This window comes from Baekduia sp. Peel2402 (genome assembly GCF_052567285.1).
In genome coordinates this window covers 4,045,125-4,070,908 of the sequence record NZ_CP199582.1, presented here as the reverse complement: position 1 = coordinate 4,070,908, position 25,784 = coordinate 4,045,125, and the positions used below count along the sequence as shown (strand labels likewise).

The following is a 25,784-nucleotide window of genomic DNA, read 5'->3' as shown; positions in this document are numbered from 1 at the left end:
CCTATGCGGCAATAGCGGTGCCCGCGTAGGATCGCTCGCGGATGACCCCCGAGCTGCGTCTCATCCGCTACTTCGTGGCCGTCGCCGAAGAGGGCAACGTGACCCGCGCGGCCGAGCGCCTGCACATGGCCCAGCCGCCGCTGAGCGCCGCGATCCGCCAGCTCGAGCAGCAGCTCGACGTGCGGCTGCTCGATCGGACGACGCGCGGCGTGGAGCTCACCCCGGCGGGGGCGCTGCTGTTGGAGCGCGGGCGCGAGCTGCTGCGCGAGGCCGACGCGGTCGCCGCCGCGGTGCGCGCGGTCGAGAAGGCGCCGACGGGGCTAGTGCGCGTTGGCCTCTCCCCTGCCGCCCGCGTGGGCCTCGCCCCGGCGTTGCTGGACGACTGGTCGGCCCAGGCGCCGGGCGTGATGGTGCACGCCCGCGAGGACACGACCGGCGCGATGCTGCGCGACGTCCGCGCGGGCCGGCTCGACCTCGCGCTCGCGTTCTGCCCGCCGCCCGCCGAGCTCGAGGGCCTGGCGTCCACGGTCCTGCGCGCCGAGCCCGCGGTCGTCCACGTGCGCGACGACCACCCGCTCGCCGACCGCGCCTCGGTCGCCCTGACCGACCTGAGCGAAGAAACGCTGCTGGTCGCCGGCGGTCCCGAGAGCCCCGGCTACACCGCCGCGGTCGTTGCGGCCTGCCGCGCCGCGGGCTTCGAGCCGCGTACGCTCGCCGACCCGCATCCCGACCTCGGGACGACCGCCGTCCGCGAGGGGCTCGGCGTGACGCTCTACGTCGCCACGGCGTTCGGGCCGCGCCGCGAGGGCACCGCGCTCGTACCCGTCGAGCCGGTCGTGACGCTGCCGTTCGTGCTGGCCTGGCGCGCCGACGCGCGCAGCGCGGCGCTCGACGCGCTGCTGGCGCTGGCGCCCGATGGCTAGCGCGCGGCCGGCTGCGGTTCCGCCGCCGCCAGCGGCGCGGCAACGAGCTGGCCGCCAGCGCAGTCCTCGCAGCGGACGGTGCGGCGCGGGTTGACGATGCCGGCGAGACCGAGCAGGCCGCCGAGCGCGACGAGGATGGTCGAGAGGCCCATGCCGAGGTGGAAGGCCGATACGGAGGCGTCGGTGACGGCGGCGGCGACGCGGTCGGCCTCGGCGGGCGGCAAGTCCTTGGGGTCGATCGTCGTCAGCGTCTGCTTCTTGGCGGACTCGACGGCCGCGGCGGCCGGAGCGCTCAGCGGGCGATCCCCGAGCGTGTCGTCGATCGACGCCGTGAACGACGCGCTGACGACCGCGCCCAGCGCGGCGACCGCCAGCAGCGACGCCACGCGCGCAACCGCGTTGTTGACGCCCGACGCGATCCCGGCGTTCTGCTCGTCGGCGTCGGCCAGGACGGTCGCGGTCAGCGGCGCGACGGTCGCCGACAGGCCCAGCGAGAACACCAACAACGCGGGCAGGACGTCGGCGAAGTAGTCCGGCGTCGCGCCGATGCGCTGCATAAGTGCCAGCCCCGCCGCGGCGGTCAGCGGCCCGAAGCCCATGAACCAGCGCGGGCCGAAGCGGTCGGCCAACCGGCCGGCGCGCTTGCTCAGCGAGAACATCACCAACGTGGTCGGCAGCGTCGCCAGCCCAGCTTGCAGCGCGTCGTAGCCGGCGACCTGCTGCAGGAACAGCACCAAGAAGAAAAACGTGATCCCCAGGCCGCCGTACATCGCGAACGTCTGCGCGTTGCCGACCGCGAAGTTACGCCGCTTGAACAGCCCGAGCGGCAGCATCGGGTGCGCGACGCGCGACTCCCAGACCAGGAACCCCAAGAACATCGCGATGCCCACCACCGCGGGGAGCACGACGCCGGGCGCGGTCCAGCCGAGCTCCGGCTGGCGGATCAGCGCGAAGACCGGCCCGGCCAGCCCGAGCGCGCACAGCACCGCGCCGACCCAGTCGATCGGCGCGTGGCGCAGCCCGCGCTCGCGCTTGGGCACGGCGATCTTGATCAACATCATCGTGAACAGGACGAACGGCACGTTGATGGCGAAGATCCACCGCCACGACGTCGCGTCGATCAGGTAGCCGCCGGCCAACGGGCCGACGACGGTCGCGATCCCCGACCACGCGGTCCACGACCCGATCGCCCCGCCGCGCTCATCAGGCGGGAACGCGCTGACGATCACCGCCAGCGCGCTCGGCGTCAGCAGCGCGCCGAAGACGCCCTGCAGCGCGCGCCCCGCGATCAGCACCTCGATCGTCGGCGCCGCCGCGCAGACCACCGAGACGACGCCGAAGCCGGCCACGCCGATCGCGAACACGCGCCGCTCGCCGAGCAGGTCGCCGAGCGAGCCGCCGATCAAGATCAGCGAGCCGAGCGCCAACAGGTAGGCGTTGGACACCCACTGCTGCCCGGCGAGTCCGCCGCCGAGGTCATTCGAGATGGATGGCAGCGCGACGTTGACGACCGTCGAGTCCAGCCCGACCACGAACGACCCCATGATCGCGGCCAACAGGCTGAGCCGCTTGGGATCGCGGAGCGAGGAGGGCACGCTGCGCAGGCTAGCCGCGCGCGCCCGCCGCCCGCGCGCCAGGCCCGCCTCAGCCGGTGACGGCGCGGTCCTTGCCCTGCGCCTTGGCCTCCAGCAGCCGGTCGTCGGCCGTGCGGAAAAGCGCCGCCACCGTGTCGCCCTCGGCCGGCGCCACCGCCAGGCCGACCGACGCGGTCAGGACGCCGCTGGGGCCGACGTCGGCGTCGCGCACGGCGGCCACCACGCGGTGCGCGGCGGCGACCGCCTCCGCCGCATCGGCACCCGGCAGGATCACCGCGAACTCCTCGCCGCCCGTGCGGCAGACGACGTCGGCGCCGCGGACCGCGTCGCCCAGCAGCCCCGCGAACGCGCGCAGCACGCTGTCACCGACCGGATGGCCGTGCGTGTCGTTGACCGCCTTGAAGTCGTCGACGTCGAGCAGCATCAGCGCGACCGGCGCACCCGAGCGGCGCGCCCGCGCCAGCTCCGAGCCCAGGCGCTCGTGGAAGTGGCGGCGGTTGAACAGCCCGGTCAGCTCGTCGGTCCGCGCCTGGTGGGAGAGCCGCTCGCGCTGCCGTGCATTGTCATAGGCCAACGCGGCAAGCGTCGCGAAGCGCTGGATCAGCTCGACCTCGTGCGGCGCGAACTCCGCCACGACGCCCTCGCGCCAGACGTTCAGCGTCCCGAGCACGCGCGATCCCGCGATCAGCGGCGTGCAGACCAGTGCTTCAGGCTCGTCGTCCGGCGTGCCCGGCACCTGGTAGACGCTCTCGCGCGGCGCTGCGGCCTCGTAGTGCACGAGCGTGCGGGTGCGGACGACTTGCCCGGCGATCGATCCCTGTAGTGGCGGCCGCCCGGCCAGCGTCTCGTCGACGTAGCGCCCGACCGCGAAAACCGGCAGCAGCACCGGCGCGTGGTCCTGGGTGGAGTAGACCGCCAGCGAGGTGAACGGGACGATCGTCTCCAGCGCCCGCGCCATCTCGTCGAACGTGGACTCCAGGGATCCTTCGGCCAAGATCGAGGCAGCCGCGTCGATGATCGACTCGAGCCCCCGCGTCAGCCGGATTGGGTCGTCCTGGTCCATCAAGTCCACTGTGCCGCATGATCGGCCCGAACTATGTTCGGTTGAGCCGAAAAGGGACGAATGGATCACTACGGGCGGGCCAACGTCACCGTAACTTTGGACGTCGCCTTCGACGGCCGGGTCGCCGCCACGGTCAGGACGACTCGACGCGTCGGCGCACGGCTCGCCCGTGCAAAAGCCCTGCTGGTGAGCGTGATCCGAACCGAGACGACGCGCTTCTTGGAGGTCGTCGCATAGGCCTTCTTGGACGCGACGCGCGCGAACGTCGCCTGCGCCACGCCCGCCGCGCGGGTCCGCAGCGTCGCCGTGACCATGCCGGTGCAACGGACGACCGTCGTACGGCAGGTCGCGGTGAGCACCACCTGGCGCTTGTGCTGCTTTGACCACGTCGCCTTCCACGTGACGGGCGTCTTGGCCGCCGCGGTCGTCGTCTTGGCCGCCGCGGCGCCCGCGAGGTTGCGCTGAAGGGCGGTCAGGCTCGGTCGCGTGGTCCCGTCCGGCCGCACGAGCCCCGCGTCGAAGCTGTCGTTGGCCTTCGCCTGCCAGGAGTAGATGTACATCCTGGTGATCCGCGGCCGCGTCGCCGCGATCGCGAACGCCCGGTCGATCGCGGTCGCCGCCGCGCTCTCGGTGGCGGAGAAGGTGGCCCGGCCGGCGTCGTTGCGCAGCGTGACGATCCCGCCGGTCTCCTCGATCCACAGCGTGCCCGGCACGATCGACAGCACCGTGTCGACGCCTGTGGTCCGCCCGTAGGTGACGTCGCCGTAGTCGTGCAGGCCCCAGAGCTGCGGTGTGGTCGACGCCGCGCTGAGGAAGCGCCGCAGCCAGTTGGCGTAGGAGCCGGAGTCCAGGACGTCGCCCGCGACGATCGTGCAGCCCAGGCAGGCGGCGACGAGCTGGTCGTAGTAGGCGGCGACCAGCTCAGGCCGCGACGCGACCGGTTGGCTGGTGTGGTTGGCCTCGTTCCACGTGGTGTAGGTCTTGATCTGCGGCCAGCGCGCGATGAACCGGCGGACCGCCACGCCGTACTGGGCGGCGGTCGGCACGACGCAGCGCCGTGAGGACGGGCACGCGTCGCTGCGCAGGTGCTCGAAGGCGATGTGCGGCGTCATGCCCGCGGCCGCGACCGCGGCCAGCCACGCGTCGACCGTGGCCGGCTCGGTGCTCGCCGCGTCCCAGGGCACGATCAGCCGTGCGTAGCGCAGGCCCAGGCCGGTCAGCCGCGCGTCGGAGAAGACCGACGCCTTCTGGTCGCCCATCCCGACGACAACGGAGGCACGCGTAACGGGCGCGACCACCGCCAGCGCGAGGACGAGGACGGCGAAGAGCGCGACGGGGATCAGACGGCGGGGCACACGACGGACACGCCGCCGGGCCGCGGATGTGAGGGCTCAGGCCGGCGCGGTCGCCGTCGCCGCGGTGCGCAGCGACCAGCGCAGCGCCTCGGCGTAGCACTCGCCCAGCGCGTCGTGGGCGCCTGGGTCGCCGACCGGGTTCATGCCCCACTCGTAGTCGAGCACCGCGTTCAACGCCGCCCCGTCGGGCCCGGCCCGGTGCAGCAGCGCGTCGGAGACCCGCTCGTCGAGCGGCAGCCCGTCGAGCGCGTCGGCCATCGAGACGCCTAGCAGCGCGTCGGCGACCGACAGCAGGCCGACCGAGAACGCGACGTCGGCGTCGCCGTCGCGGCGCTCCGCAAGGCGCTGCAGCGTGTGCGCGCGGCTCAGCGCGGTCGGCACCAGCTCGTCGCAGTTGGCGTTGATGCCGCCCAACACCAACATCATGGCCCACTGCCGGACCGTGCGGGCGCCGAGCATCGTGACCGCGTCGTGGACCGAGGTGATCCGGCGGCGCAGCGAGTAGGCGGCGGAGTTCAACAGCCTCAACAACCGCAGCGTCAGGCCGGGGTCGCGGGTGACGATCGCCTCGATCTCCTCGAACGTCGCGTCCGAGCGCGACAGCACCGCGATGTCGGCCAGCGACGAGGACACCGACGTCGGGATCTCGCGCCCCTGCACGATCTCGGGCTTGCAGAAGAAGTACCCCTGGAACAGCTCGTAGCCAAGGTCGCGGCACGCCTCGTAGGTGGCGCGGTCCTCGACCTTCTCGGCCAGCAGCGTCACGCCGAAGGGCTTCAACAACTCGGCTTGGCGCGCGGCGTGCTTGACGCCGCCGTCCAGCAGGTCGACCTTGACGATCGACGCCATCATCAACAGGTCGTCGGCTTCCGGGTTGTAGGAGAAGTCGTCGAGCGCGATCGTGAACCCGGCGACGGTCAGCTCCTGGACCTTGCCGAGCAGTTCGTCATCGACCCGCTGGTTCTCCAACAGCTCGAGCACGACCTCGCCGGGCGGCAGCGGCAGCGGGTCGACGTCCAAGAGGAAGCGGCGCGACACGTTGATCCACGCGGGCTGCTGACCGACCAGCGAGCGGATCCCGATGTCGCCGAAGGCCGCCAGCAGGACCTGCGCGGTCGCTTGCTCGCCGTAGGTGGCCATCCCGCGGTGCAGCAGCTCGTACCCCGACAGCCGCTGGCGCGCGTCCAGGATGGGCTGTCGCGCGACGGCGACGGAGCTGGCGATCGCGGCATCCATGCCATCGGGAAGGTCGTCCAGCGTTGAGGAGGTTTGATCCCCCGACCGGGGGATCCATACGGCTCAACCGTTCAGATGTCCATCGCGCAGCCGCTCAGCGAGCGTCAACACGCCATCTCCAAGCGTCCCGGCGGTCAGCCGCTCGCGCTGGGCGAGGGTCGCGACGAGCACACGCTCGGCGTCGGAGGCGGTCAGCGACGGCACGATGTCGTTCGCGGCCGCCGCGGTTGGCGGCCGCCATTCGATCTCCAGCGCGGCGTAGACGTCGGTGAGCGCGGCGCGCAGCTTGGCGCCGCCCTCGGCGATCAGCATCGCGGTGACCAGCGACGCGCCCTTGATCGTGCGCTGCGCGGTCCCGGCGAGCTTGACCCCGGCGGCGTTGACCGAGTGCTCCCCCTCGCAGTACTCGCCGGGCAGGACGCCGACGCGCGCCGTGATCCCGAGGAACGCCAGCGTCTCCACCAGCAACTCGGTCAGCCAGTCGAAGCGCTCGTGGACGCCCTCGGCGATCGTCGCGACCGGCCGGATCACCTCGACCAGCACCGAGCCCTCGTCGTACCCGGCCGCGTGCCCGCCGCCGAGCCGCAACAGCGGCGTGTAGCCGTGCTCGCGCGCGGCGGCGCGCGCGGCCTCGTAGCCGGGCGTCAGGGAGTCCAGGCGCCCGAAGGCCATCGTCGGCCCGGGCCGGAAGACGCGCGCGACCGGCCCGCGCTCGCCCGCGCCGACCTGGCGCAGCAGCGCGTGGGTGACCGCGGCGTCGAGCGCCGGGTCGGCCGGGAAGCGGTCGCGCAGCAGCTCCACGTCGGTCCCGCTCGCCTACTCGAAGACGTCGGTCAGCGCGAAGGCGTCGACGTCGACCAGGCCGTGGTCGGTCAGCTTCAGCGAGGGGATGACCGGCAGCGCGAGGAAGCTCAGCGCCATGAACGGCGCGGCGACCGTGCAGCCGAGGTCGCGCGCGGCGGCTTCCGCCCACGCCACCTCGCCGGCGACGACCTGCGGCGTCCGGTCGGCCATCAGCCCGGCGATCTCCAGCCCGACCGTCGCGCGCACCTCGCCGCCGGAGACGACGACCAGCCCGCCGCCCATCGCCTCGACCGCGCGGGCGGCGACCATGGCGTCGTGGTCATCGGCGGCCACCGTGACGATGTTGTGGGAGTCGTGGGCGACTGATGAGGCCAGCGCTCCGGCGTTCAGCCCGAAGCCGGTGACGAAGCCGTGGCCGACGTTGCCGGTGCCGTGGTGGCGCTCGATCACCGCCAGGCGCAGGAGGTCGTCGCCAGGCTGGGGTGCGGCGACGTCGCCAGAGCCGCGCAGGTCGCGCAGCTCCGCCGTCGTCACGAGCTGGTCGGCGATCAACCCAATGGCCTTGACTCGGTCGCCCGCGCGTGCGAGCGCGAGCGTGTCGCGCCAGGCGACGTCCATCGTGCGCGGCAGCCCGCCGGGCGCGGCCTCGTGCCCGCCTACGCGCTCGCCGTCGCGGGCGACCACGCGGCCGCCAGCGATCGTCGTGTGCGGGCGAGGTGCGTCGAGGTCGTCGAAGAGGATCAGGTCCGCGCGCCGCCCGGGCGCCACCGCGCCGCGGTCGCGCAAGTTGTAGTGCTCGGCCGCGTTGAGCGAGGCCATGGTGATCGCAGTGACCGGATCGAGGCCGGCGCCGATCGCCATCCGCACGAGCGCGTCGATCGAGCCGTCGTCCAGCAGCTCGCCCGGCACGCGGTCGTCGGTGCAGAACGCGAAGCGCCGGGCGTTGGCGGGCGTGACCGCGGGGAGCACGTCGAGCAGGTTGCGGGCGTTGGTCGCCTCGCGCAGGAAGACCGTCATGCCGTGGGCGACCTTCTCGGCGGCCTCTTCAGCGGTCAGGCACTCGTGGTCCGACGCGACGCCTGCGGCGAGGTAGGCCTGGAGGTCGGTCGCGACGACGCCAGGCGCGTGGCCGTCGATCGGACGTCCGGCGAACGCGACGAGCTTGGCCAGCTCGTCGGGATCCGCGGCCAGGACGCCGGGGTAGTTCATCATCTCGGCCAGGCCGAGCACGCGGGCGTGGCGGTCGGCGAGGGCGACGAGGTCGGCCGCGGTCAGCCGTGCGCCCGCGGTCTCCAGCGGCGAGGCCGGCACGCACGCCGGGGCCATCATCAGCACCGAGAGGTCGAGCCCCTCCGATGCGGCCAGCATCCACTCGATCCCCTGGATGCCCAGGACGTTGGCGATCTCGTGCGGGTCGGAGACGATCGTCGTCGTGCCGTGCGGGAGCACCGCGTCGGCGAACCGCCCGGGCGCGACCAGCGAGGACTCGATGTGCACGTGCGCGTCGATGAACCCGGGCGCGAGGTACAAGCCGCCCGCGTCGATGATCTCGGCGCCGCGCAGGTCCTGCCCGAGCGCGACGATCCGGTTGCCGACGATCGCGACGTCCCGCGGCTCGGTCACCCGCTGGGTAAGCACGTCCACGACGCGCGCCCCGCGGATCACCAGATCCGCCGGCTCGCCACCACGAGCGACCCGGATGGCGTGCGCGAGAGCCTCGGTCATGCCGACAGTCTCGCGCACGCCGCCGGATTCTCACGCAACGCACGGCCCGGCGGAGCCGCGGCGCGCGCCCGCATCGCCGAGCACTGCTACGCCACGGGCGCCCCTTCACGCCGCGCGCGGACCTTCGTTAGGCCGGCGGCGACCGCGTCGGCCAGCGCCGGCTCGGTCGCGTCGGCGATCCGCACCGCGCGCTCGATGAAGCCCACGCGCGCGAGGATGTCGGCGCCGCGCTGCTGCTCGTCGGTGAACGCGTCGCCGATCGGGTTGACCGTCCACGGGATCGCGGACAGGAACGCCTCCCAGGCGTCGGCCGAGCCGCCCTCCTCGCGGGCGTAGAGCTCGGCGGCCGCGCGCGGGTTGGCCTGCACCCAGGCGCCGGCGTCCTCCAGCGCGCCGGCCACGACGGCCAGCTCGTCGGCGCGCTCGCGCGCGACGTCGCGACGCGTGAACCAGACCGACGGGTTGGCGATCAGCTCGCTGGCGGGGATCAGCTCGACGGCGGCGCCCGAGCGCGTGGCCTCGACGTGCTGCGGGCCCTGGCCGATCCACGCGCCGAGCTCGCCGGCCTGGAGCTGCGCGAGCGAGTCCTCGCCCGAGGGCACCGCGATGACCTCGTCGAAGCCGACGCCCGCGCGATCCAGCGCGGTCGCCAGCAGCAGCGTCTGCCAGGAGCCGATGCCGAGCGCGACCTTGCGCCCGCGCAGGTCGGCCACCGTCTTGACGTCGGAGTCCGGCGTGACGAGCAGCGTGCCGTGCGCGGGCCGCGGGTCCGACGCCGCCAAGTAGACGATGTCCTTGCCCGACGCCTGGTCGGAGATCGGCGGCGTCGCGCCGGTCCCGCCGACGTCGATCGTCCCGTCGACCAGCAGCGCGCCGGTCGTGGTGCCGCCGGAGTAGCGGAGCCACTGAGCGTCGATCAGGTCCAGGTGCGAGAGGAAGAACAGCGCCGGGTTGTTGGGGTGGACGCCGATCTTGATGGGGGTGCTCATGGTCTTCTCGGTTCTCCTAGGTCTTGGTCAGCCCGCGGCCACGGGCACGTCGACGATCGCCTGGTGGTCGCGCGAGCGCACGTGCTGGCCCGGGCGCACGCCGAGCTTGGGCAGGACGGTCTCGGAGACCCGGTAGGCCTCCTCCAGCAAGGGGTTGCCGCTCAAGATGAAGGTGTCGACCCCGAGCGCCTCGAACTCCTGGATCCGCTCGACGACCTGCTCGGTCGAGCCGACCAGCGCGGTGCCCGGACCAGGGCGCAGCAGGCTCATCCCGGGCCAGATGTTGGGGTAGACCTCGAGGTCCTTGGCGCGATCGGGCACCTGGCCCTGGTGCTTCTCGAACTGGCGCTGCATGCCGACCGAGTCGGTCTGCTTGTTCGACGCGGCCATGCGGTCATACGTGGCCCGCGAGGTCTGAGCCAGCAGGTGGTCGACGTGATCCCACGCCTCCTGCTCGGTGTCGCGGACGACCAGGTGCAGGCGCATCCCGAAGCTCACCGTGCGCTCGTGCTGGGCGGCCAACTCGTTCAACCTGGTGATCTTCTCGGCGACGCGCGCGGGCGGCTCGCCCCACGACAGGTAGCGGTCGATGTGCTGGGCGGCCATCTGCAAGCCTGCCTCGCTCGACCCGCCGAACCACAGCGGCACGTGCGGCTTCTGGACGACCGGCAGGCCGAAGTTCGACCCCGCGCCGCGCACGGAGAAGTGGCGGCCCTCGAAGTCCACCGTCTCGCCGGCCGTCAGGCGCCGGAAGATCTCCCAGTACTCGCCGGCCAGCGCGTAGCGCTCGTCGTGCTCGACCTCCAGGCCGTACTGCTTCAGCGTGCGCGTCTCGCCGTTGACGACGTTGATCTGCAGGCGGCCGTCGAAGAGGTCGTCGAAGGTCAGCGCCATCTTGGCCAGCAGCGTCGGGGAGATCAGCCCCGGGTGGACGGCCAGCAGCGGGCGCAGCGTCTTGGTGTGCGCGGCCAGCGCGCTGCCCAGGACCCAGACGTCGTGGATGTCGGTGGCCAGCAGCGCGCCACTGAAGCCCAGCCGCTCGACGCCGGTTGCCAAGTGCTTGAGGTAGTCGAAGTCGACCGCCCGCGTCCCTTCCGGCTCCCACGGATAGGCGCCGTCGCGCGGGATGATGTACCACAGGTAGTCCGAGGCCATGGCCTAGATCAGCTCCTTCGCGGTCGCCGCGACGCGCTGCTCGCGCGCCGCGGCCAAGATGGTGTGGTCGGCCCAGGCCGCCACGTCGACGTCGGCCTCCAAGAAGCCGTTGGCGTACAGGAAGTCCTTCTGCCGTTCGAGCAGCGCCAAGCGCGCGTCGCTGAGCGAGAGCTGCAACGAGCGGTGGAAGCCGTTGCGGTAGGCGCCCGAGATGTAGGCCTCGTCGGCGTAGGTCTCGCGGGCCAGCGCACTGGCGATCTCACCCGGGTTCTCGGCGGCCCAGTCGGCGGCGCGCAGCAGCGTGGCGACGAAGGCCACCACGTCGTCCGGCCGCTCCTCCAACAGCTGGGCGTGCACGGTGATCGGGCGCGGCGTGCCGTTGTTGACGCGGATCGTGGGATCAGGGACGTCGTCGAGGTCGATCCCGATGACCAGGCCGGCGCGCGTCGCCGCCTCCAGCCCGGGGGCGCCCTTGACGTAGGCGGCGTCGGCGCGGCCGTCGGCGACCGCTTGGACCTCGGGCGCGAAGCCGTCGGGGCCACGGCCGTTCGGCTGGGACTCGATGTCCACCAACTTGACCGCGCCAAGAGTCTCGTCCTCCAGCCGCAGCGCGCCGGCGAAGCCCGCCAGCGCCATCGCGCGCCAGAAGTCGATCTGCTCGGCTGGCCGCCGCGGCACGGCGACGCGCCGCCCGGCCAGGGTGGAGCGCGCCGCGTCCTGCGGCCGCACCACGATCGCCTGGCGCTCCTCGATCCACGTCAGCCCGATCAGCCGCGTGTCCGCGCCGCGCGCCTTGGCCCACAGCGCGGGGACGTTGCCGCCCTCGCGGATCAGCGTCGTCAGGTCGTGGGTGAAGTGCTCACCGCGCAGGGCGGTGCCGATCGCGCCGTCCTGCAGCGAGCGCGCGCCGTCCAGCCAGCCCAGGCCGGCCGCAATCCCCGTCGCCGTGGGAACGGGGCAGCGGGTGTACCAGAGCTCGTTGTTGTCGCTCATGGCGCTCAGCTACCCAGCGTCGTCGGGTCGACCGTGAACGACGCCGGATCGAGGTTGGCCTTGATCACGCCCTGCTTGGCGAAGAAGTCCGCCACGTGGCCGAAACGCTCGCGGAAGTTGTCGTCGATCGGGGCGATCGGGTTCTGCGTGCGGTAGTTCTCGGCCAGGATCTTGGCCGCGGCGTCGTCGAGCTTGATCGCGCCCTGGTTCTCCTTGGCGACCGCGCCCTCCGGGTCGTCGTGCTCGGCGATCGAGTGACGGCGGAGGTTCTCGTAGAAGGCCTTGACCGTCGCCGGGTGCTCCTCGAGGAACTTGGTGGCGATCGAGTAGGTGGTGTCGTTCTCAGAGCCGACCTGCTCGCCGTCGGCCAGCAGCCGCGCGCCCTTGCTCTTGGCGGTCGCGACGAAGTCGCCCCACGCGGCCCAGGCGTCGACCTTGCCGGAGGAGAACGCGGTGGCGCCGTCGGCGGCGCCGAGGTAGACGCGCTCAACCTTCGACGGATCCACGCCGTCCTTCTCCAGGGCCTTGAGGAGGAGGTACTCGCCCGTGCCCTTCGGGTTGACCGCGACCTTCTTGCCTTGCAGATCGGCAACGCTCTTGATGTTGGGGTCCTTGACCAGGATCCCCTCGCTGGCGGCGTTGTCGAGCTGCGCGGCGTAGATCTTGAAGCTCGGCTTCTGGGCCAGCGCGCCGACGCCGCTGGAGATCGAGCCCTGCGCGGCGTCCAAAGCACCCGCGTTGATCGCCTCGGCCGCCGGCGCGAACGCCGGGAACTGGCCGGTGAACTGGACCTTGGCGCCGACCTTGGCGAGGTCCTTGGCCAGCGACCCGTCGTTCTTGGCGGCCGCGACCGGGCCGGTCGTGCCGATCAGCGCGACGCGCAGCGTGCCGCCGCCGCCCTTCACGGCGCCGCTGTCAGCGCCGCTGCTGCTCGACGCGGCGGTGGCGGCGCCGTCGTCGCTGCTGCCACACGCGGTCGTCGCGAGAGCGACGGCGGCGAGCGCGCTCGCGGCGAGGGCGAGCGAGCGGTGGCGGTGGAGCGAGAGCGTCATGCGGGGATCCTTGTTGGGGTGGTTGGTGCGAGAACGCCCAGTTGGGCGAGGAGGTCGGAGCGCAGCGCCTCGAACCACGGGTCCGTGCGGTCGCGCGGGTGCTCGGCGTCGATGCGCTCGTGGTGGGCGATGCGGCCGTCGGCCATGACGATCACCCGGTCGGCGAGCAGCAGCGCCTCGTCGACGTCGTGGGTGACGAGCAGGACCGCCGGGCGGTGCGCGCGCCACAGCGCGCTGACCAAGGCGTGCATCTTGATCCGGGTCAGCGCGTCGAGCGCGGCGAAAGGCTCATCGAGCAGCAGCAGGCGCGGCTCGCGGACCAGCGCGCGGGCGAGTGCGACGCGCTGGGCCTCGCCGCCGGAGAGCGTGACGGGCCAGGCGCCGGCGTGATCTTGGAGACCGACCTCGCGCAACGCGCTGGTCGCTCGGTCCTCCGCGTTGGCGAGACCGAGCGTCACGTTGTCGCGCACGCGCTTCCAGGGCAGCAAGCGCGGCTCCTGGAAGACGACCGCGGGGCGGCCGGGCGCGTCGACCGTGCCGGCGGTCGCCGGATCTAGGCCAGCGAGCACTCGCAACAGCGTGGTCTTGCCGCAGCCGGTCTTGCCGAGCAGCGCGACGAACTCGCCGGGGGCGATGTCGAGGTCGAGGTCGCGCAGGACGGTGCGGGCGCCGTAGTCGCGGCGCAGGCCGCGGACGGTGACGGAGTTGTCGGTGGACATGCTGTTAGGCCCCTCCGTAGGTGCGGCGCCACGCGAGCAGCCGTCGTTCGAGGAGGCGGGCGATGAGATCGCCGGTGAGGCCGAGCGCGGCGTAGATCCCGATGCAGACCAGGACGATGTCCGCGCGCAGGAACTCGCGTGCCTGGCCGAGGATGAAGCCGATGCCGCTGGAGGCGTTGAGCTGCTCGGCGGCGACGAGCGCGACGACCGAGATCGCCAGCGACTGGCGCAGCGCGACGAGCGCGGGCTGCGCGGCGGCCGGGAGGATCACGTGCCGGATCAGCGCCGGCTTGCTCAGCCCGAACACGCGCGCTGCCTCGACGAGCTTGATGTCCGTGTTGCGGATCGCGCCGTAGACGTTCAGGTACATCGGGAACGCGGCGCCGAAGGCGATGATCAGGATCTTCGGCAGCTCGCCGATCCCGAACCACACGATGAACAGCGGCACGACCGCGGTGAACGGGACGGCCTGGAGCATCTGCACGGGCGCGTCGATCAGGTCCTCCCCAAGCCGCCACAGGCCCGAGAGCGCGCCGAGCGTCGCGCCGACGCTGACGCCGAGCGCCGCCCCGAGCGCAGCGCGGCGGATCGACGTGCCGATCTGGCCAGCGAGGTCGCCGTCGCGGAAGAGGTCGCGCGTGGTCGTGACCACGGTGCCCGGCGACGGCAGCACGCTGGGCTCGAAGAGGCCGAACACCGCGGTGCTCAGCTCCCAGAGCAGCAGGATCAGGACGACGCCGCTGCCGCGGCGGGCGAGGGCGAGGGCCGAACGGCGCGACGGAGCGCGCAAGCGGCGGCGCCGCTGGACGGCGGCAGGAGCGGTGGCGACGGGGATCGGCGTGACGGCAGACATGGAAAGCGAGGCGAGATCGAGGTAAAGTCGACAAAGTCAGTCGACATTGCGGTCATTGTTAGCAGATCTCGCAGGTCTGTCAATCATCGGCACTTGCCAACGATCGCCAGACATCGACGTTCCCGCTACGCTGCGCCCCGCGATGACGACCCGCCGCCTCACGCCCGAGACCCGCTTCACCCAGCCCGGGTTCTTGTTGAACAAGGTCGGGTTCGTGGCACGCCGCTGGATCTCCGAGGCGCTCGCGCCGATCGGTCTGAACGGCCGCGAGGCCGAGATCCTGCTGCGCCTGCGCTCCGCCGGGCCCTTGAGTCAGCAGCAGCTCGTCGAGCAGGTCGACGTCGACCCCTCCAACTTGGTGACGATGTTGAACAGGTTGGAGTCCGCCGGCCTCCTCGAACGCCGCCGCGACACCACCGACCGCCGCCGCCACATCGTCTCCCTCACTCCCGAGGGCACCACCCGCCGCGACCTCGCCGACACCGCCGTCGCCGCCGCCGAAGAACGCCTCCTGTCCGGACTGACCGCCGCCGAGCGCACGACCCTCCAACGCCTCCTGCTGAAGGTCGACGAGCGCACCGGGCCGGCCTGGGCCGACCCGGACTGAGGGCGCAGGGCGCGGCCGGCCGGGGATCTACTCCGGCTTGATCACCGAGAGGATGTTGCCCGCCGGGTCCTTGAACCAGGCGATGTCCGGGCCGTTGCCGCGCATGACGCCGTCGTCGTCCTGGGGCATGCCGTCGTAGCGCTCGACCTCGACGCCGCGCAGGGCGAGCTGCTTGACGGCTTCGCCGACGTCCTCGACGGGGAAGTTGAGGATCGTGAAGGTCGCGGGGACGTGGTCGGGCTTGGGGTAGACGATCGTCGGCCGCGCGCCGCCGTCGAGGTGCAGCGTGAGCAGCCCGTGGTCGTTGGTGACGTGGATGCCGAGCGTCTCGCCGTAGAACGTCTCGGCGGCGTCGACGTCGGGCACGGCGAACCCGGAAAAGGCCTTGCTGTCGGAGAACATGTCCCTAAGACTGCCCGCCGACACCAAGCTCATCGCTCCCGGTGCGTCAGCACGTTGACGACCGCCCCTGACGCCGGCTCCCGGACGAAGAACCGCCGCACACCCCACGGCTCGTCGGTCAGCGGGTGCACGATCTCGTAACCGGCGGCTTGCGCCGTGGCGTGGGCGGCGTCCACGTCGTCGACCTCCACGCTGACGTCCGGCGCGACCGGAGCGCTCGCGTCATGCGTGAGGAACGTCAGCTGCGCCGCCGGGTTGCCGGGCGCGACGTAGGTCACGACCCAGCCCTGATCCATCGCCTTCTCGAGGCCGAGCACGCCGGTGCAGAACGCGTCGGCGGCGCTGGGGTCGGCGGCGTGGAGGTCGGGGACGACGCGATGGGTGCTCATCCGGAGACACGCTACGCGAGGGGGCGAATTTCAGGTCCGGGTCGCCTAAGCCGGAATATGTACGGACGTAGCGACCCGGATCACAAAATTGCCGAGCTGGCCACCGCACAGCACGGCCCAATCGCCCGCACGCATCTCCGCGGGCTCGGGCTGACCGACGACGACATCGACTACCGCGTGCGCTGTGGGCGTCTGTTCCGCCTCTATCCACAGGTGTACGCGGTCGGGCACACCGTGATGACGCGCGAGGGGCGGTGGATGGCGGCGGTCCTGGCGTGCGGAGACAGTGCGGTGCTGAGTCACGGCGATGCGGCGGCGCTGTGGGATCTGCTTCCTTCTCGCGGCGCGATGATCCACGTGATGACGCCGTCACGTGCCGGCCGCGTGCCGGATCGGCGACGGGTTCGTTTGCATCGAGTAGGGACGCTCACCGAGGACGAGACGACCGTGCTCGACGGTGTTCCCGTGACGACGCCCGCGCGCACGCTCCTCGACCTCGCTCCGTCGCACCGACCGCGGGCGATCGAGGAGGTCATCGAGCGTATGGATCGCCTGGCGCTCTTCGACCTCGTCGCCGTCCGCCGGTGTCTCGAAGCGCATCCGCGGCAGAGCGGCGCGCCCAAGTTGAGGACGGTGCTCGACCGGCTGGCCGGCGGGAACGCCGCCGACACGCGGAGCGCTCTCGAGGTCGCTTTTCTCCAATTGTGCGACGACTACCACCTTCCGGCACCCGCCGTGAACACCATCGTTACCGGCTTCCTCGTCGACTTCTTCTGGCCGGACGCGCGCCTCGTCGTGGAGACCGACGGCTTCGCCTTCCATCGCACCCGCACCGCCTTCGACGCCGACCGCGAGCGTGATCAGCAACTCACGCTGCAGGGATACCGCGTCGTGCGGTTCACCTACAACCAGGTCACCCGCCAGCGCCGGGATACCGCGCGGCGCCTCCGAGCTCTCATCCACCGGTCTGGGTCGCTACAGCCGGAATAATTCCGGCTCAAACGACCCGGATCGCTAATGGGCGCGGAGGGGCGCCGTCAGGTCGCGAGCTCGCGCACGCGGCGTTCGACGACGGCGCGGCGGCGGTGTGCGCGGTCGGCGCGGTCGTCGAGGGTGCGCATGCCGGGGACGTAGAGGGCGGCCAGTGTGACGATGGCGCCCAACAACCCGGCGCCGATGAGCGTGGCCTGGGCGCCGATGGCTCCGGAGACGGGGCCGGTGAGGGCGAAAGACAGAGGCAGCAGGCCGACGGAGATGAGCCAGTCCAGCGAGGAGACGCGGCCGAGGAGGGCGGTCGGGACGTGGCGTTGCTTGGTCGTCGCCCAGACGATCGTGCCCGCGGTCTCCAGGCCGTTGAAGATGGCGCTGGCCACCATCAGCTGCCAGATCGCGTTGGCGGCGCCGTAGCCCGCGACGGCGAGGGTCGCCAGCGTCCAGACGATCAACATGAAGGTGATGCCGCGACGTGGCAGGCCGAAGCGGCCGAGGCCGACGGCGCACAACATGGAGGACAACCCGCCGGCGGCGAAGACCAAGCCCAAGTCGAACGCGCTGCCGCCCATGCCCTCCTTGACGATCCACGGCAGCAGGACCTCGACGGGGCCCATGAACAACAAGTAGGCGATCGCGGCGCTGACGAACGTCGCCCACAGCCAGGCATGGCTGCGCACGAAGCGCCAACCGTCGCGCAGATCCGCGATCAGCGAGCCGCCCTCCGCCTGCGGGCGGTCCGCCCGTGCAGGCGACATCATCAACACGGTCCCGGCGGCCATTAGGAACGTCGCGCAGTCCAATAAGAACACGCCGCCCGCGCCCGCCACCGCGACGAGCACGCCACCCAGAGCCGGGCCCGCCAACCGCAACGCGAGCGGCCGCACGAGTTGGTCGAGCGCGTTGGCCTGCGTCAACCGATCGCCCGAGAGGATCTCCGGAACCAAGGCGTCGAACGCCGGCGCGTGGAAGGCGCTGCCGGTCCCGTAGAACGCGCTCAGCACGATCACGTGCCAGAGCTCGACCTGACCCCCGATGCAGAGGCCGGCAAGCAAGGCCACCGACAACGCCCGCAGCAGGTCGGCCCCGACCAGCAACCAGCGCCGCTCCAACCGGTCGCTCGCCACGCCTCCGATCAACAAGAACGCGATCGTCGGCACGGTCATCGCGATCCCGACCAGCGACATGCCGGTCGGTCCGCCGCCGCTCATGGCGTACACCTGCCACGCCAAGGCCACCAAGAACGCGCCGTCGCCCAACAGCGACGCGGTCGCGCCCGTCCACAGCAGCCGGAAGTCGCGGTCGCGCAGCGGGGTCAGCAGCGACCCGGAACCGGGCGGGCGGGATTCGGCTCCGCCGCCGCCGCCGAAGCCGTCGAGGCTCTCGTAGCTATGGTGCATCGTCGCCCGCGGGCACGCCGGCGGAGTAGTCCGCGCCGTCGACCCCCTGGGCGAGGAAGCTGCGCGCTGACGCCGCGTCCATCGGGCGTGCGAAGTAGAAGCCCTGACCGAGGTCGCAGCCGAGGTCGCGCAGCGTCTTCCACTGCTCGGGCATCTCGATGCCCTCGGCGACAACCTCCAGCGACAGCGTGCTGCCCAGCGCGACGACCGCGTTGGCCAGGTCGGTCGTCTGCTGCGAGGCACCCTCGCGCAGGAACGAGCGGTCCATCTTGAGCACGTCGACCGGGAACTTCGACAGGTAGGACAACGACGAGTAGCCGGTCCCGAAGTCGTCCAGCGCCAGCTTGATGCCCAAGGCCTTCAGGTCGCTCAGGCGCTGCGCGGCCAGATCGGTGTCGGCCATCAGGACGCTCTCGGTGATCTCCAGCGTCAGCCGCTCCGGCGCCAGGCCGGACTCCTCCAGCGCGTCGCGCACGTCGGCGACCACGTCGGAGTGCTGCAACTGCTTCAACGACAGGTTGATCGCCAGCGTCGCGGGCTTGTCGCCGGTCAGGCCGTCGAGCAACGCGCGACCCTCGCGGCAGCCTTGGCGCAGGACCCAGCGGCCGATCGGAACGATCAAGCCGGATTCTTCGGCCAACGGGATGAACTGGTCGGGCCCGACCATCCCGCGCTCGGGGTGGTTCCAGCGCAGCAGCGCCTCGACGCCGGACACCGTGCCGTCGCCCAGCCGGATCACCGGCTGGTAGAAGAGCTCTAGCTGCCCTTGGGCCAGCGCGCGCTGCAGGTCGGTCCGCAGCTCCAGCCGCTGGAGCACGCCCTCGTGCATCTCGGGCTCGAACAGGCGGTAGCCGCCCTTGCCGTCGCGCTTGGCGATGTACATCGCCGCATCGGCGTCGCGGATCAGCTCGTCGGCGTCGGCGGTGCCGTCCTCGGGGGCGATCGCGATGCCCAGCGAGCAGCGCAGGCCGACCTCCTTGTGCGCCGCGGTCAGCGGCGCGCCGATCGACTCCATGATGCGCTCGGCGGCGTCGGCCGCCTCCTGCACGCCCTCGATGTCCTCCAACAAGACCGCGAACTCGTCGCCGCCGAAGCGCGCCGCGGTGTCGCTGGCGCGGATGCTCAAAGCCAGCCGCTGCGCCACCTGCGTGAGCACCTCGTCGCCGGCCGCGTGGCCGAGCGAGTCGTTGATGATCTTGAAGTCGTCGAGGTCGATGAAGATGATGCCCAGCCCGCGATGCTCGCGGCGCGACCGCGCGATCGCGTGCCGCACGCGCTCCACGAACAGCGCGCGGTTCGGCAGACCCGTCACCGGGTCGTGGAACGCCTGATGGGCGAGCTGACGCTCGAACGCCTTGCGCTCGCTGACGTCGCGCGAGTTCAACACGATCCCGCCAACCGCCGGATCGTGGGTCAAGTTGGTGAACAAGACCTCGAACTGGCGCGTGGTTCCGTCCTTGTGCGCCAGCGTGGTCTCCAGGGTCTGCGACGCCACCGGCGCGTGCGCGCCGTCGGCGATCAAGCGCAGCAGCCGGGATCCCTCGCCCTGCTCCATCAGGTCGTCGATGCGCCGCCCGACGACCTCGTCGGGCTCCCATCCGAGCACGCGCTCGATCGCGGGCGACTGGTAGGCGATCGTCGCGTCCGGCGCAAGCACCGTGATCAGGTCGGACGAGTGCTGCACCAGCGACGCGAAGCGCGCCTCGCTCTGGCGCCGCACCAGCTCCTCGGTCAGCTCCGCGCGCTCGAAGGCCAGGACGACCTGCGTGCCCCAGGCGTTGAGGATCTCGCGCACCGGCCGCTCGACGATCGTCGCCCCGGAGGCGATCAGCACCGACGCCGCACCCTCGCGCGGGACCAGGTCGATGACCATGCTGTCGTGCTTGGTCAGCGCCAGCCGGTCGACCGACGTGAAGCGCTCGGCGTCGCGCAGCTCGACGTGCGCCTCCTCGCCCGCCAGCTCCTGGGCGGCGGTCAACGCCACCGTCTCCAGCTCGGCGCGCGTGCCCGCCGCGACCAGCGCCGCGCCGGCGCGGGCCAGCGCCCGCTCGCGCTCCATCGAGCGCTCCTGGTGGCGCATCAGGCCGGCCATCCGGACGACGACCAAGCCGAACAGCACGATCGCCGCGCCCGTGACGACCGCCATGTCCCAGTCGCGCCGGTCGAAGTCATGCAGCAACTCGACGGCAGGCGCGATCGCCGCGGCGGCCGTCAGCAGCGCCAGGCGCGTGCGGGTCAACACCGACCGCGCCGGGCGGCCGTGGTCCATGATCCGCATCGATGGATGCAGCGCGGCCGCGCCCCACAGGACGTAGAACGCGCCCCAGCCGAGGTCCAGCCAGAGCTGGCCGTCGTAGGTGCCGTGCAGCAGCTTGATGCCGTAGACGAAGTCCGTCAGCAGCAGCAGGACGATCGCCGAGGCGACGAAGTGGAAGGCCATGCCGCGCTTGCCGCCGTCGAGCGTCAATCGCAACGCCGCGGCCAGCAGCAGGACGTCGCCGAACGGGTAGGCGATCGACACCAGCTTGGCCAGCGTCGAGAGCTCGTCGACGTGCAGGTTGGGCGCCATCAGCACGATCCACTGCGGGACCGCCAGGCCGATGGTCAAGATCATGGCGTCGGTCCGGCCGCTGTCCTTGGAGCGCTCGGCGCGCCGGCGCACGAGCAGCAGCAACCCCACCATCAACGCCGGGTAGACCGCGACGTAGGACGCGTCGCCCATCGACGGGAACGGCGTCTCGTTGCCCGTGATCTTCGGGTAGCTGTAGGTGTAGAGGTCGCCGAGCCAGAACAGCAGGAAGCCGACCGCGAACCACAGCCACGGCGCCTTGGACTCCGGGCGGTGCAGCTTGATGCCCGCGAGGATGCCGACGATCGGCGAGAAGCCGAGCGTGAACATGACGTACGGGCTGCCCTTGAACGGCGGGACCGTCATGTACAGGAACGCCAGAACGGCGCCCACAGCCAGGAAGCCGGCCCACGCCCAGCGACGGATCATTATGCGGCACTCCTGATCGGGGTCGGCAGCTCGCCCGCGGGTCGCAGAACGCCGCGGCCCGCCAGCTCCTCCAGCGCGCTCAGCAACGTGTCGACCTCGGCGTCGGTGTTGGCCGACGTCAGCTGCACGCGGAACCCGACCTCGTCCTTGGGGACCAGCGGGTAGGCAGCGAGCGTGACGTAGACGCCCTTCTCGAAGAGAAAGCGCCCGACCGAGTCGATCTGCTCGTGATGACGCAGCGGGATCTCGATGATCGGCAGCCCGGAGCGGTTGGGCGTGTGGACGTCCAGGCGCTCGAGCCCTTCGAGCGTCCGCGTCGTCAGGCGGTGCAGCTCGTCGCGCAGCGCGTCGCCGCGCTCGCGGTTGACCTTCAGCCCGGCGAGCACCGTCGCCAGCGAGGCGACCGGCGACGGGCCGGAGTAGAGGTAGGGCGGCGCCGCGACCTTCAGCAGGTCCTTGACCGGCGTCGGGCAGGCGATGAACGCCAGCAGCGAGCTGTAGGCCTTGGAAAAGCCGCCGACGAGGATCAGGTTGTCGTAGGTCTCGTCGAAGTGACGAACGATCGAGTTGCCCATCGACCCGTACGGGTTGGCGATCCCCTCGCCGCGCTCGCCGATGACGCCGAAGCCGTGCGCGTCGTCGACGTACAACAACGCGCCGTGCTTGCGCGCGACCTCCGCGAAGGCGGGCAGGTCCGGCGGGTTGCCGGTCATCGAGTTCACGCCGTCCATGCAGACCAGGCGCGTCGGATCGCGCTCGGCGGACAGCAGCTCGTCGAGGTGGTCGGGATCCTCGAAGCGGAAGCGGCGCACGGCGGCGCCGCGGGCGCGGGCGGCCTGGCAGCCGTCGTAGATCGTCTTGTGCGCGCGGGCGTCGAGGAAGATCGTCCCCGAGGCGGCCAGCAGCGGGATCACCGACAGGTGGATGTGGGTGATCGTCGGCAGGACGAGCGAGTCCTCGCAGCCCAGCAGCTCGGTCAGCTCGGACTCGATCTGCTCGTAGAGCACCGGCGAGCCCAGCAGACGCGACCAGCTCGGGTGCGTGCCCCAGGCGTCGAGGTAGGCCGGGACCGCGTCGATGATCTCGCGGTCGAGGTCGAAGCCAAGGTAGTTGCACGACGCGAAGTCGGCGAGCCACTGGTCGCCAACGCGGATCATGCGGCCGTCGATCTCGTCGATGACGGCGTCCACCATGGGGTGGGACGCCTTCAGCTCAGCGAGGTCGCGGCAGCTCTCGAGCCAGTGGTCAAGCCAGGGTCGGCGAGCGACCGGGCCAGCCGCAGGCGAGACGGCAGGGGATGTCGACGAAGGACGCATGCTCCGTCCGGTTGTCGGAGCGTCCATCCCCTATTTGAGGGATGTCCAGGATTCTGGACGCTTTTCTGCAGGTTCCCTGAGCGAAGTCCGCGCAGGGACGCTCAGCTACCCCAGATATCCTCCGCCACCTCGACGACGCGACGCAGCTTGGCGACCTCCTGGTCGTAGGTCAGCGCGTTGCCTTCGAGGGTCGAGGAGAAGCCGCACTGCGGCGACAGGCACAACTGATCGAGATCGACGTAGCGCGCAGCCTCTTCGATCCGTCGCTTCAACGCGTCAGCGGTCTCCAGCTCGCCGCGCTTGGTGGTCACCAGGCCGAGCACGACGACCTTGCCCTTCGGCACAAATCGCAGCGGCTCGAAGCCGCCGCTGCGGGCGTCGTCCCACTCCATGAAGAACCCGTCGACCTCCAGCTCGTTGAAGAGCGCCTCGGCGACGAAGTCATAGCCGCCCTCGGCCACCCACGAGGAGCGAAAGTTGCCGCGACACATGTGCGTGGTGATGGCCATGCCCTCGGGCCGCCCCGACAACGCCTCGTTGATGTGCTTGATGTAAGCCTCGTGCTGGTGCTCGGCGTCACCGCCGATCTCGGCGACGTGCCGGCGCTGCTCGGGGTCGTTGAGGTAGGCCAGCGAGGTGTCGTCGAACTGCAGGTAGGTGCAACCCGCGTCGCCCAGGCGGCGGACCTGCTCAGCGTAGGCGGCGGTCAGGTCGGCCCAGAACGCGTCCATGTCGGGGTACACGGACTCGTCGATCGACGCGCGGCCCCCGCGGTAGTGGACCATCGACGGCGAGGGGATCGTCAGCTTCGGCGTCAATCCGGGCGCGACGTCGGCCACCGTCGAGCGCAGGAACGCGAAGTCCTCGCCGAAGATCGTCTCGCTGACGCCGAGCTTGCCGTCGACGTGCATCGCGGCGGGCGTGAACTCGATGTCGCCCTCGGCGTTGTGGAACTGCACCTTCAGATCGCCGGGCGCCTTGGTGATGCCGTCGAGCTGGTAGATGAAGTCCATGTGCCACGAGGCGCGGCGCAGCTCGCCATCGGTGGCGCTGCGCAGGCCCACCTCCTTCTGCATCGCGACGACGTCGCGAATCGCCGCATCCTCGCGAGCGCGCAGCTCGGCGGCGTCGATGCGGCCGGCGGCGTGGTCGGCGCGCGCGTCCAGAAGCGAGGACGGGCGCAGGAGGCTGCCGACGTGGTCGGCGCGGTACGGAGGCGTGGTGCGGAGGGACATGTCGTAGCTCCTACCCCACCCGGACGGGTGGAACGCGTGGGGCAGTGTCTAGAAACGGGCGCGTTTGCACTCCAGTGCGGGGCGCTTGCGGCCGACCATGTGTCTGGGCCACACGGCGAGCCGTTCTCCGCCGGTGGCACGACCTCCAATGATCAGAGCAGATCAGCACAGCGACCCACGGTCGGCCCGTCGGCTACTCCTGCCGTACTGCGCGTCGCTGCTCGTCGTCGTCGGGCTGCTGCCTCTCGAAGAGCGCGTCGACCTCGCCGAGGTCTCGGCCGCGCTGGTCCTAATGATCGTCGCGGGCGCGGGGCTGACCGCCGCCGCGCTGGGCCAAGAGCGGCGCGGCACGACGCTCGCGTCGCTGCTCAGCGTGCTCGGCGCGATCATGCTGCTGCGCGACGGCGTCGGCGCCAGCGCGGGCTTCGGGCCGCTCATCTTCCTGCCGGTCATGTGGGCGGCGCTGGAACGCCGCCGCACCGAGCTCGTGCTCGTGCTGATCGGCGTCGCGGCGATCTACTTCGTCCCGATCCTCGTCTCCTCAGGGCCGCAGTATCCGTCGACCGGCTGGCGCGGCGGCACGCTGATGCTCGTCGTCGCGACCACCGCCGGCTTCGCTGTGCTCGCGCTGGTCGAGCACCTGCGCGCGGCCGGCGAGCGCTCGGCGACCATCCTGGCGTCGATGTCCGAGGGCTTCGCGCTGACGCGCGATGGCGAGATCATCCAGATCAACCCGGCGCTGTCCACGATCACAGGCTTCAGCCAGGAGCGGCTGCTCGGCGCGCGGGCGCCGTTCCCGTTCTGGCCGGCGGAGTCGGTGGAGCGTAACGCCAAGCTGCTGGCCGACGTGGTCGCCGCGGGCGGCGGCGCGTTCGACATGATCTTGGTCCGCGCCGACGGGACCCACTTCCCCGCGGTGATCTCGTGCGTGCCGACCGACCTCGGCGACGGCAGCCGCTCGTTCCTGAACACGGTGCGCGACGTCACCGAGCTGCGCGCCCACGAGGCCGCGCAGCGACACCACGCCGAACGGCTGGCGAACATCGCCGACGTGATCCGCGAGATCGGGCACTGCGACCCGCTCGACGCGCGACCCGCGATCTGCCGGACGGCGCTGGCGCTGACCGACGGCGCGCACGCGGTCTCCCTGTGGGAGGACGGGCACGACGGCGGCATGGCGACGACCGCGACGCGACCGGAGACGACCGCGCCTTACCGGATCGGCCCCAGCCAGGTCCAACACGGCGCGCGCGTGGTGATGGAGACCGGGCAGCCGCTGCTGGTCAGCGACGCCGCCGACTCGCCGCACTGCGACCGGCGGATCATCGAGCTGCTGGGCGCCAAGTCGGTGCTCTTTCACCCGATCGCCGACTCGAGCGGCATTCGCGGCGCGCTGGCGATCTCGTGGCCCGAGCGGCGCGACGCGATCGACGACGGCGACCTGATGATGATCGGGGTGCTGGCGGGCGAAGCCGCGCTGGCGATGCAGCGCGCCGACCTGCTGGGGCGCCTGGACGAGCTGACGCGGACCGACGAGCTGACCGGGCTGCCGAACCGCCGCGCCTGGGACGAGCTGCTGACGCACGAGCTGGCGGTCGCCGAGCGGCACGGCAAGCCGCTGGCGGTGGCGATGCTCGACCTCGACCACTTCAAGATCTACAACGACAAGCACGGGCACCTCGCGGGCGACCGGCTGCTGCGCGCCGCCGCCGCGGCATGGGGCTCGTCGCTGCGGGCCACCGACGTGCTGGCCCGCTGGGGCGGCGAGGAGTTCACGCTGCTGCTGCCCGGGTGCGATGCGACCGGCGCGGCGGTGCTGATCGAGCGCCTGCGCGGCTCGCTGCCCGACGCCGTGACGTTCTCGGCGGGCGTGGTCTGCTCCGACGGCCGCGATCACCCGCGGGCGCTGATGGACTCGGCCGACCGGGCGCTCTACCAGGCCAAGGACGAGGGCCGCGACCGCGTGGTCACGGTCGTCTAGGCGC

The 25,784-nt window shown here is 71.6% G+C and carries 22 protein-coding genes; 4 read left to right on the top strand and 18 right to left on the bottom strand.

Going from position 1 to position 25,784, the window contains the following annotated elements; translation table 11 throughout:
* Positions 1-41: 41 nt before the first annotated feature.
* The gene (locus tag ACT01A_RS19855) at positions 42-923 is read left to right on the top strand and encodes a LysR family transcriptional regulator (protein ID WP_445148831.1); all 882 of its coding nucleotides are present in this window, start codon (positions 42-44) and stop codon (positions 921-923) included.
* On the opposite strand, the gene ACT01A_RS19850 is transcribed toward ACT01A_RS19855, so the two are convergent.
* The 12 genes from ACT01A_RS19850 to ACT01A_RS19795 all read right to left on the bottom strand — a co-directional run bounded on the left by ACT01A_RS19850 (position 920) and on the right by ACT01A_RS19795 (position 14,462).
* A complete protein-coding gene (locus tag ACT01A_RS19850) occupies positions 920-2,518 on the bottom strand; it encodes a DHA2 family efflux MFS transporter permease subunit (protein ID WP_445148830.1) in 1,599 nt (532 codons plus the stop codon). The genes ACT01A_RS19855 and ACT01A_RS19850 overlap by 4 nt on opposite strands.
* 49 nt (positions 2,519-2,567) lie before the next feature.
* Positions 2,568-3,581, bottom strand: a complete 1,014-nt coding sequence (locus tag ACT01A_RS19845) for a sensor domain-containing diguanylate cyclase (protein WP_445152850.1) — start codon at positions 3,579-3,581, stop codon at positions 2,568-2,570.
* A gap of 68 nt (positions 3,582-3,649) precedes the next feature.
* Positions 3,650-4,936, bottom strand: a complete 1,287-nt coding sequence (locus ACT01A_RS19840; protein ID WP_445148829.1) for a glycosyl hydrolase — start codon at positions 4,934-4,936, stop codon at positions 3,650-3,652.
* Positions 4,937-4,972: 36 nt separating this feature from the next.
* A complete protein-coding gene (locus ACT01A_RS19835; RefSeq protein WP_445148828.1) occupies positions 4,973-6,172 on the bottom strand; it encodes an EAL and HDOD domain-containing protein in 1,200 nt (399 codons plus the stop codon).
* A 63-nt stretch (positions 6,173-6,235) separates the two neighbouring features.
* Positions 6,236-6,973 carry a lipoate--protein ligase family protein gene (locus ACT01A_RS19830; protein ID WP_445148827.1) on the bottom strand — a complete coding sequence of 246 codons (738 nt, stop codon included), beginning with the start codon at positions 6,971-6,973 and terminating at the stop codon, positions 6,236-6,238.
* A gap of 15 nt (positions 6,974-6,988) precedes the next feature.
* Positions 6,989-8,701 carry an adenine deaminase gene (gene ade / locus ACT01A_RS19825; protein WP_445148826.1) on the bottom strand — a complete coding sequence of 571 codons (1,713 nt, stop codon included), beginning with the start codon at positions 8,699-8,701 and terminating at the stop codon, positions 6,989-6,991.
* Positions 8,702-8,787: 86 nt separating this feature from the next.
* Positions 8,788-9,690, bottom strand: a complete 903-nt coding sequence (locus ACT01A_RS19820; RefSeq protein WP_445148825.1) for an ABC transporter substrate-binding protein — start codon at positions 9,688-9,690, stop codon at positions 8,788-8,790.
* Between the two features lie 27 nt (positions 9,691-9,717).
* Positions 9,718-10,845 carry an LLM class flavin-dependent oxidoreductase gene (locus ACT01A_RS19815; RefSeq protein WP_445148824.1) on the bottom strand — a complete coding sequence of 376 codons (1,128 nt, stop codon included), beginning with the start codon at positions 10,843-10,845 and terminating at the stop codon, positions 9,718-9,720.
* A 3-nt stretch (positions 10,846-10,848) separates the two neighbouring features.
* Positions 10,849-11,838: an ABC transporter substrate-binding protein gene (locus tag ACT01A_RS19810; protein ID WP_445148823.1), complete on the bottom strand. Its 990-nt coding sequence runs from the start codon at positions 11,836-11,838 to the stop codon at positions 10,849-10,851.
* A gap of 5 nt (positions 11,839-11,843) precedes the next feature.
* Positions 11,844-12,890: an ABC transporter substrate-binding protein gene (locus tag ACT01A_RS19805; protein ID WP_445148822.1), complete on the bottom strand. Its 1,047-nt coding sequence runs from the start codon at positions 12,888-12,890 to the stop codon at positions 11,844-11,846.
* Positions 12,887-13,609 carry an ABC transporter ATP-binding protein gene (locus tag ACT01A_RS19800; RefSeq protein ID WP_445148821.1) on the bottom strand — a complete coding sequence of 241 codons (723 nt, stop codon included), beginning with the start codon at positions 13,607-13,609 and terminating at the stop codon, positions 12,887-12,889. Before ACT01A_RS19800 ends, ACT01A_RS19805 begins: the two co-directional genes overlap by 4 nt.
* Before the next feature lie 4 nt (positions 13,610-13,613).
* Positions 13,614-14,462, bottom strand: a complete 849-nt coding sequence (locus ACT01A_RS19795; protein ID WP_445148820.1) for an ABC transporter permease — start codon at positions 14,460-14,462, stop codon at positions 13,614-13,616.
* A 142-nt stretch (positions 14,463-14,604) separates the two neighbouring features.
* Here ACT01A_RS19795 and ACT01A_RS19790 point away from each other — a divergent pair, with 142 nt between their 5' ends.
* Positions 14,605-15,069 carry a MarR family winged helix-turn-helix transcriptional regulator gene (locus ACT01A_RS19790; RefSeq protein ID WP_445148819.1) on the top strand — a complete coding sequence of 155 codons (465 nt, stop codon included), beginning with the start codon at positions 14,605-14,607 and terminating at the stop codon, positions 15,067-15,069.
* 27 nt (positions 15,070-15,096) lie between these two features.
* On the opposite strand, the gene ACT01A_RS19785 is transcribed toward ACT01A_RS19790, so the two are convergent.
* Both ACT01A_RS19785 and ACT01A_RS19780 read right to left on the bottom strand, forming a co-directional pair.
* Positions 15,097-15,471 carry a VOC family protein gene (locus ACT01A_RS19785; protein ID WP_445148818.1) on the bottom strand — a complete coding sequence of 125 codons (375 nt, stop codon included), beginning with the start codon at positions 15,469-15,471 and terminating at the stop codon, positions 15,097-15,099.
* 29 nt (positions 15,472-15,500) lie between these two features.
* Positions 15,501-15,860: a VOC family protein gene (locus tag ACT01A_RS19780; RefSeq protein WP_445148817.1), complete on the bottom strand. Its 360-nt coding sequence runs from the start codon at positions 15,858-15,860 to the stop codon at positions 15,501-15,503.
* Between the two features lie 57 nt (positions 15,861-15,917).
* Here ACT01A_RS19780 and ACT01A_RS19775 point away from each other — a divergent pair, with 57 nt between their 5' ends.
* The gene (locus ACT01A_RS19775; protein WP_445148816.1) at positions 15,918-16,850 is read left to right on the top strand and encodes a DUF559 domain-containing protein; all 933 of its coding nucleotides are present in this window, start codon (positions 15,918-15,920) and stop codon (positions 16,848-16,850) included.
* Between the two features lie 47 nt (positions 16,851-16,897).
* Here ACT01A_RS19775 and ACT01A_RS19770 read toward each other — a convergent pair whose 3' ends face one another.
* From ACT01A_RS19770 to ACT01A_RS19755, 4 genes are all read right to left on the bottom strand, one after another.
* Positions 16,898-18,250 (bottom strand): MFS transporter, encoded by a 1,353-nt coding sequence (locus ACT01A_RS19770; protein ID WP_445148815.1) that lies wholly within the window; start codon positions 18,248-18,250, stop codon positions 16,898-16,900.
* A complete protein-coding gene (locus tag ACT01A_RS19765) occupies positions 18,240-21,248 on the bottom strand; it encodes a putative bifunctional diguanylate cyclase/phosphodiesterase (protein ID WP_445148814.1) in 3,009 nt (1,002 codons plus the stop codon). Before ACT01A_RS19765 ends, ACT01A_RS19770 begins: the two co-directional genes overlap by 11 nt.
* The gene (locus ACT01A_RS19760) at positions 21,248-22,441 is read right to left on the bottom strand and encodes an aminotransferase class I/II-fold pyridoxal phosphate-dependent enzyme (RefSeq protein ID WP_445148813.1); all 1,194 of its coding nucleotides are present in this window, start codon (positions 22,439-22,441) and stop codon (positions 21,248-21,250) included. Before ACT01A_RS19760 ends, ACT01A_RS19765 begins: the two co-directional genes overlap by 1 nt.
* Positions 22,442-22,665: 224 nt before the next feature.
* Complete coding sequence (locus tag ACT01A_RS19755; protein WP_445148812.1) at positions 22,666-23,799, bottom strand: 5-methyltetrahydropteroyltriglutamate--homocysteine S-methyltransferase; 1,134 nt, start codon at positions 23,797-23,799, stop codon at positions 22,666-22,668.
* A gap of 148 nt (positions 23,800-23,947) precedes the next feature.
* Between ACT01A_RS19755 and ACT01A_RS19750 the strand changes: the two genes are divergently transcribed.
* Positions 23,948-25,780 (top strand): diguanylate cyclase, encoded by a 1,833-nt coding sequence (locus ACT01A_RS19750; RefSeq protein WP_445148811.1) that lies wholly within the window; start codon positions 23,948-23,950, stop codon positions 25,778-25,780.
* Positions 25,781-25,784 lie beyond the last annotated feature (4 nt).

Bases quoted from the DNA above. Each gene is read 5' to 3' on its own strand.
- ACT01A_RS19855 (WP_445148831.1), top strand. From the start codon at position 42: ATGACCCCCGAGCTGCGTCTCATCCGCTACTTCGTGGCCGTCGCCGAA.
- ade (WP_445148826.1), bottom strand. From the start codon at position 8,701: ATGACCGAGGCTCTCGCGCACGCCATCCGGGTCGCTCGTGGTGGCGAG.
- ACT01A_RS19795 (WP_445148820.1), bottom strand. From the start codon at position 14,462: ATGTCTGCCGTCACGCCGATCCCCGTCGCCACCGCTCCTGCCGCCGTC.
- ACT01A_RS19765 (WP_445148814.1), bottom strand. From the start codon at position 21,248: ATGATCCGTCGCTGGGCGTGGGCCGGCTTCCTGGCTGTGGGCGCCGTT.
- ACT01A_RS19790 (WP_445148819.1), top strand. From the start codon at position 14,605: ATGACGACCCGCCGCCTCACGCCCGAGACCCGCTTCACCCAGCCCGGG.
- ACT01A_RS19810 (WP_445148823.1), bottom strand. From the start codon at position 11,838: ATGAGCGACAACAACGAGCTCTGGTACACCCGCTGCCCCGTTCCCACG.
- ACT01A_RS19820 (WP_445148825.1), bottom strand. From the start codon at position 9,690: ATGAGCACCCCCATCAAGATCGGCGTCCACCCCAACAACCCGGCGCTG.
- ACT01A_RS19770 (WP_445148815.1), bottom strand. From the start codon at position 18,250: ATGCACCATAGCTACGAGAGCCTCGACGGCTTCGGCGGCGGCGGCGGA.
- ACT01A_RS19775 (WP_445148816.1), top strand. From the start codon at position 15,918: ATGTACGGACGTAGCGACCCGGATCACAAAATTGCCGAGCTGGCCACC.
- ACT01A_RS19785 (WP_445148818.1), bottom strand. From the start codon at position 15,471: ATGTTCTCCGACAGCAAGGCCTTTTCCGGGTTCGCCGTGCCCGACGTC.
- ACT01A_RS19780 (WP_445148817.1), bottom strand. From the start codon at position 15,860: ATGAGCACCCATCGCGTCGTCCCCGACCTCCACGCCGCCGACCCCAGC.
- ACT01A_RS19845 (WP_445152850.1), bottom strand. From the start codon at position 3,581: ATGGACCAGGACGACCCAATCCGGCTGACGCGGGGGCTCGAGTCGATC.
- ACT01A_RS19760 (WP_445148813.1), bottom strand. From the start codon at position 22,441: ATGGTGGACGCCGTCATCGACGAGATCGACGGCCGCATGATCCGCGTT.
- ACT01A_RS19815 (WP_445148824.1), bottom strand. From the start codon at position 10,845: ATGGCCTCGGACTACCTGTGGTACATCATCCCGCGCGACGGCGCCTAT.
- ACT01A_RS19805 (WP_445148822.1), bottom strand. From the start codon at position 12,890: ATGACGCTCTCGCTCCACCGCCACCGCTCGCTCGCCCTCGCCGCGAGC.
- ACT01A_RS19835 (WP_445148828.1), bottom strand. From the start codon at position 6,172: ATGGATGCCGCGATCGCCAGCTCCGTCGCCGTCGCGCGACAGCCCATC.
- ACT01A_RS19755 (WP_445148812.1), bottom strand. From the start codon at position 23,799: ATGTCCCTCCGCACCACGCCTCCGTACCGCGCCGACCACGTCGGCAGC.
- ACT01A_RS19750 (WP_445148811.1), top strand. From the start codon at position 23,948: ATGATCAGAGCAGATCAGCACAGCGACCCACGGTCGGCCCGTCGGCTA.
- ACT01A_RS19800 (WP_445148821.1), bottom strand. From the start codon at position 13,609: ATGTCCACCGACAACTCCGTCACCGTCCGCGGCCTGCGCCGCGACTAC.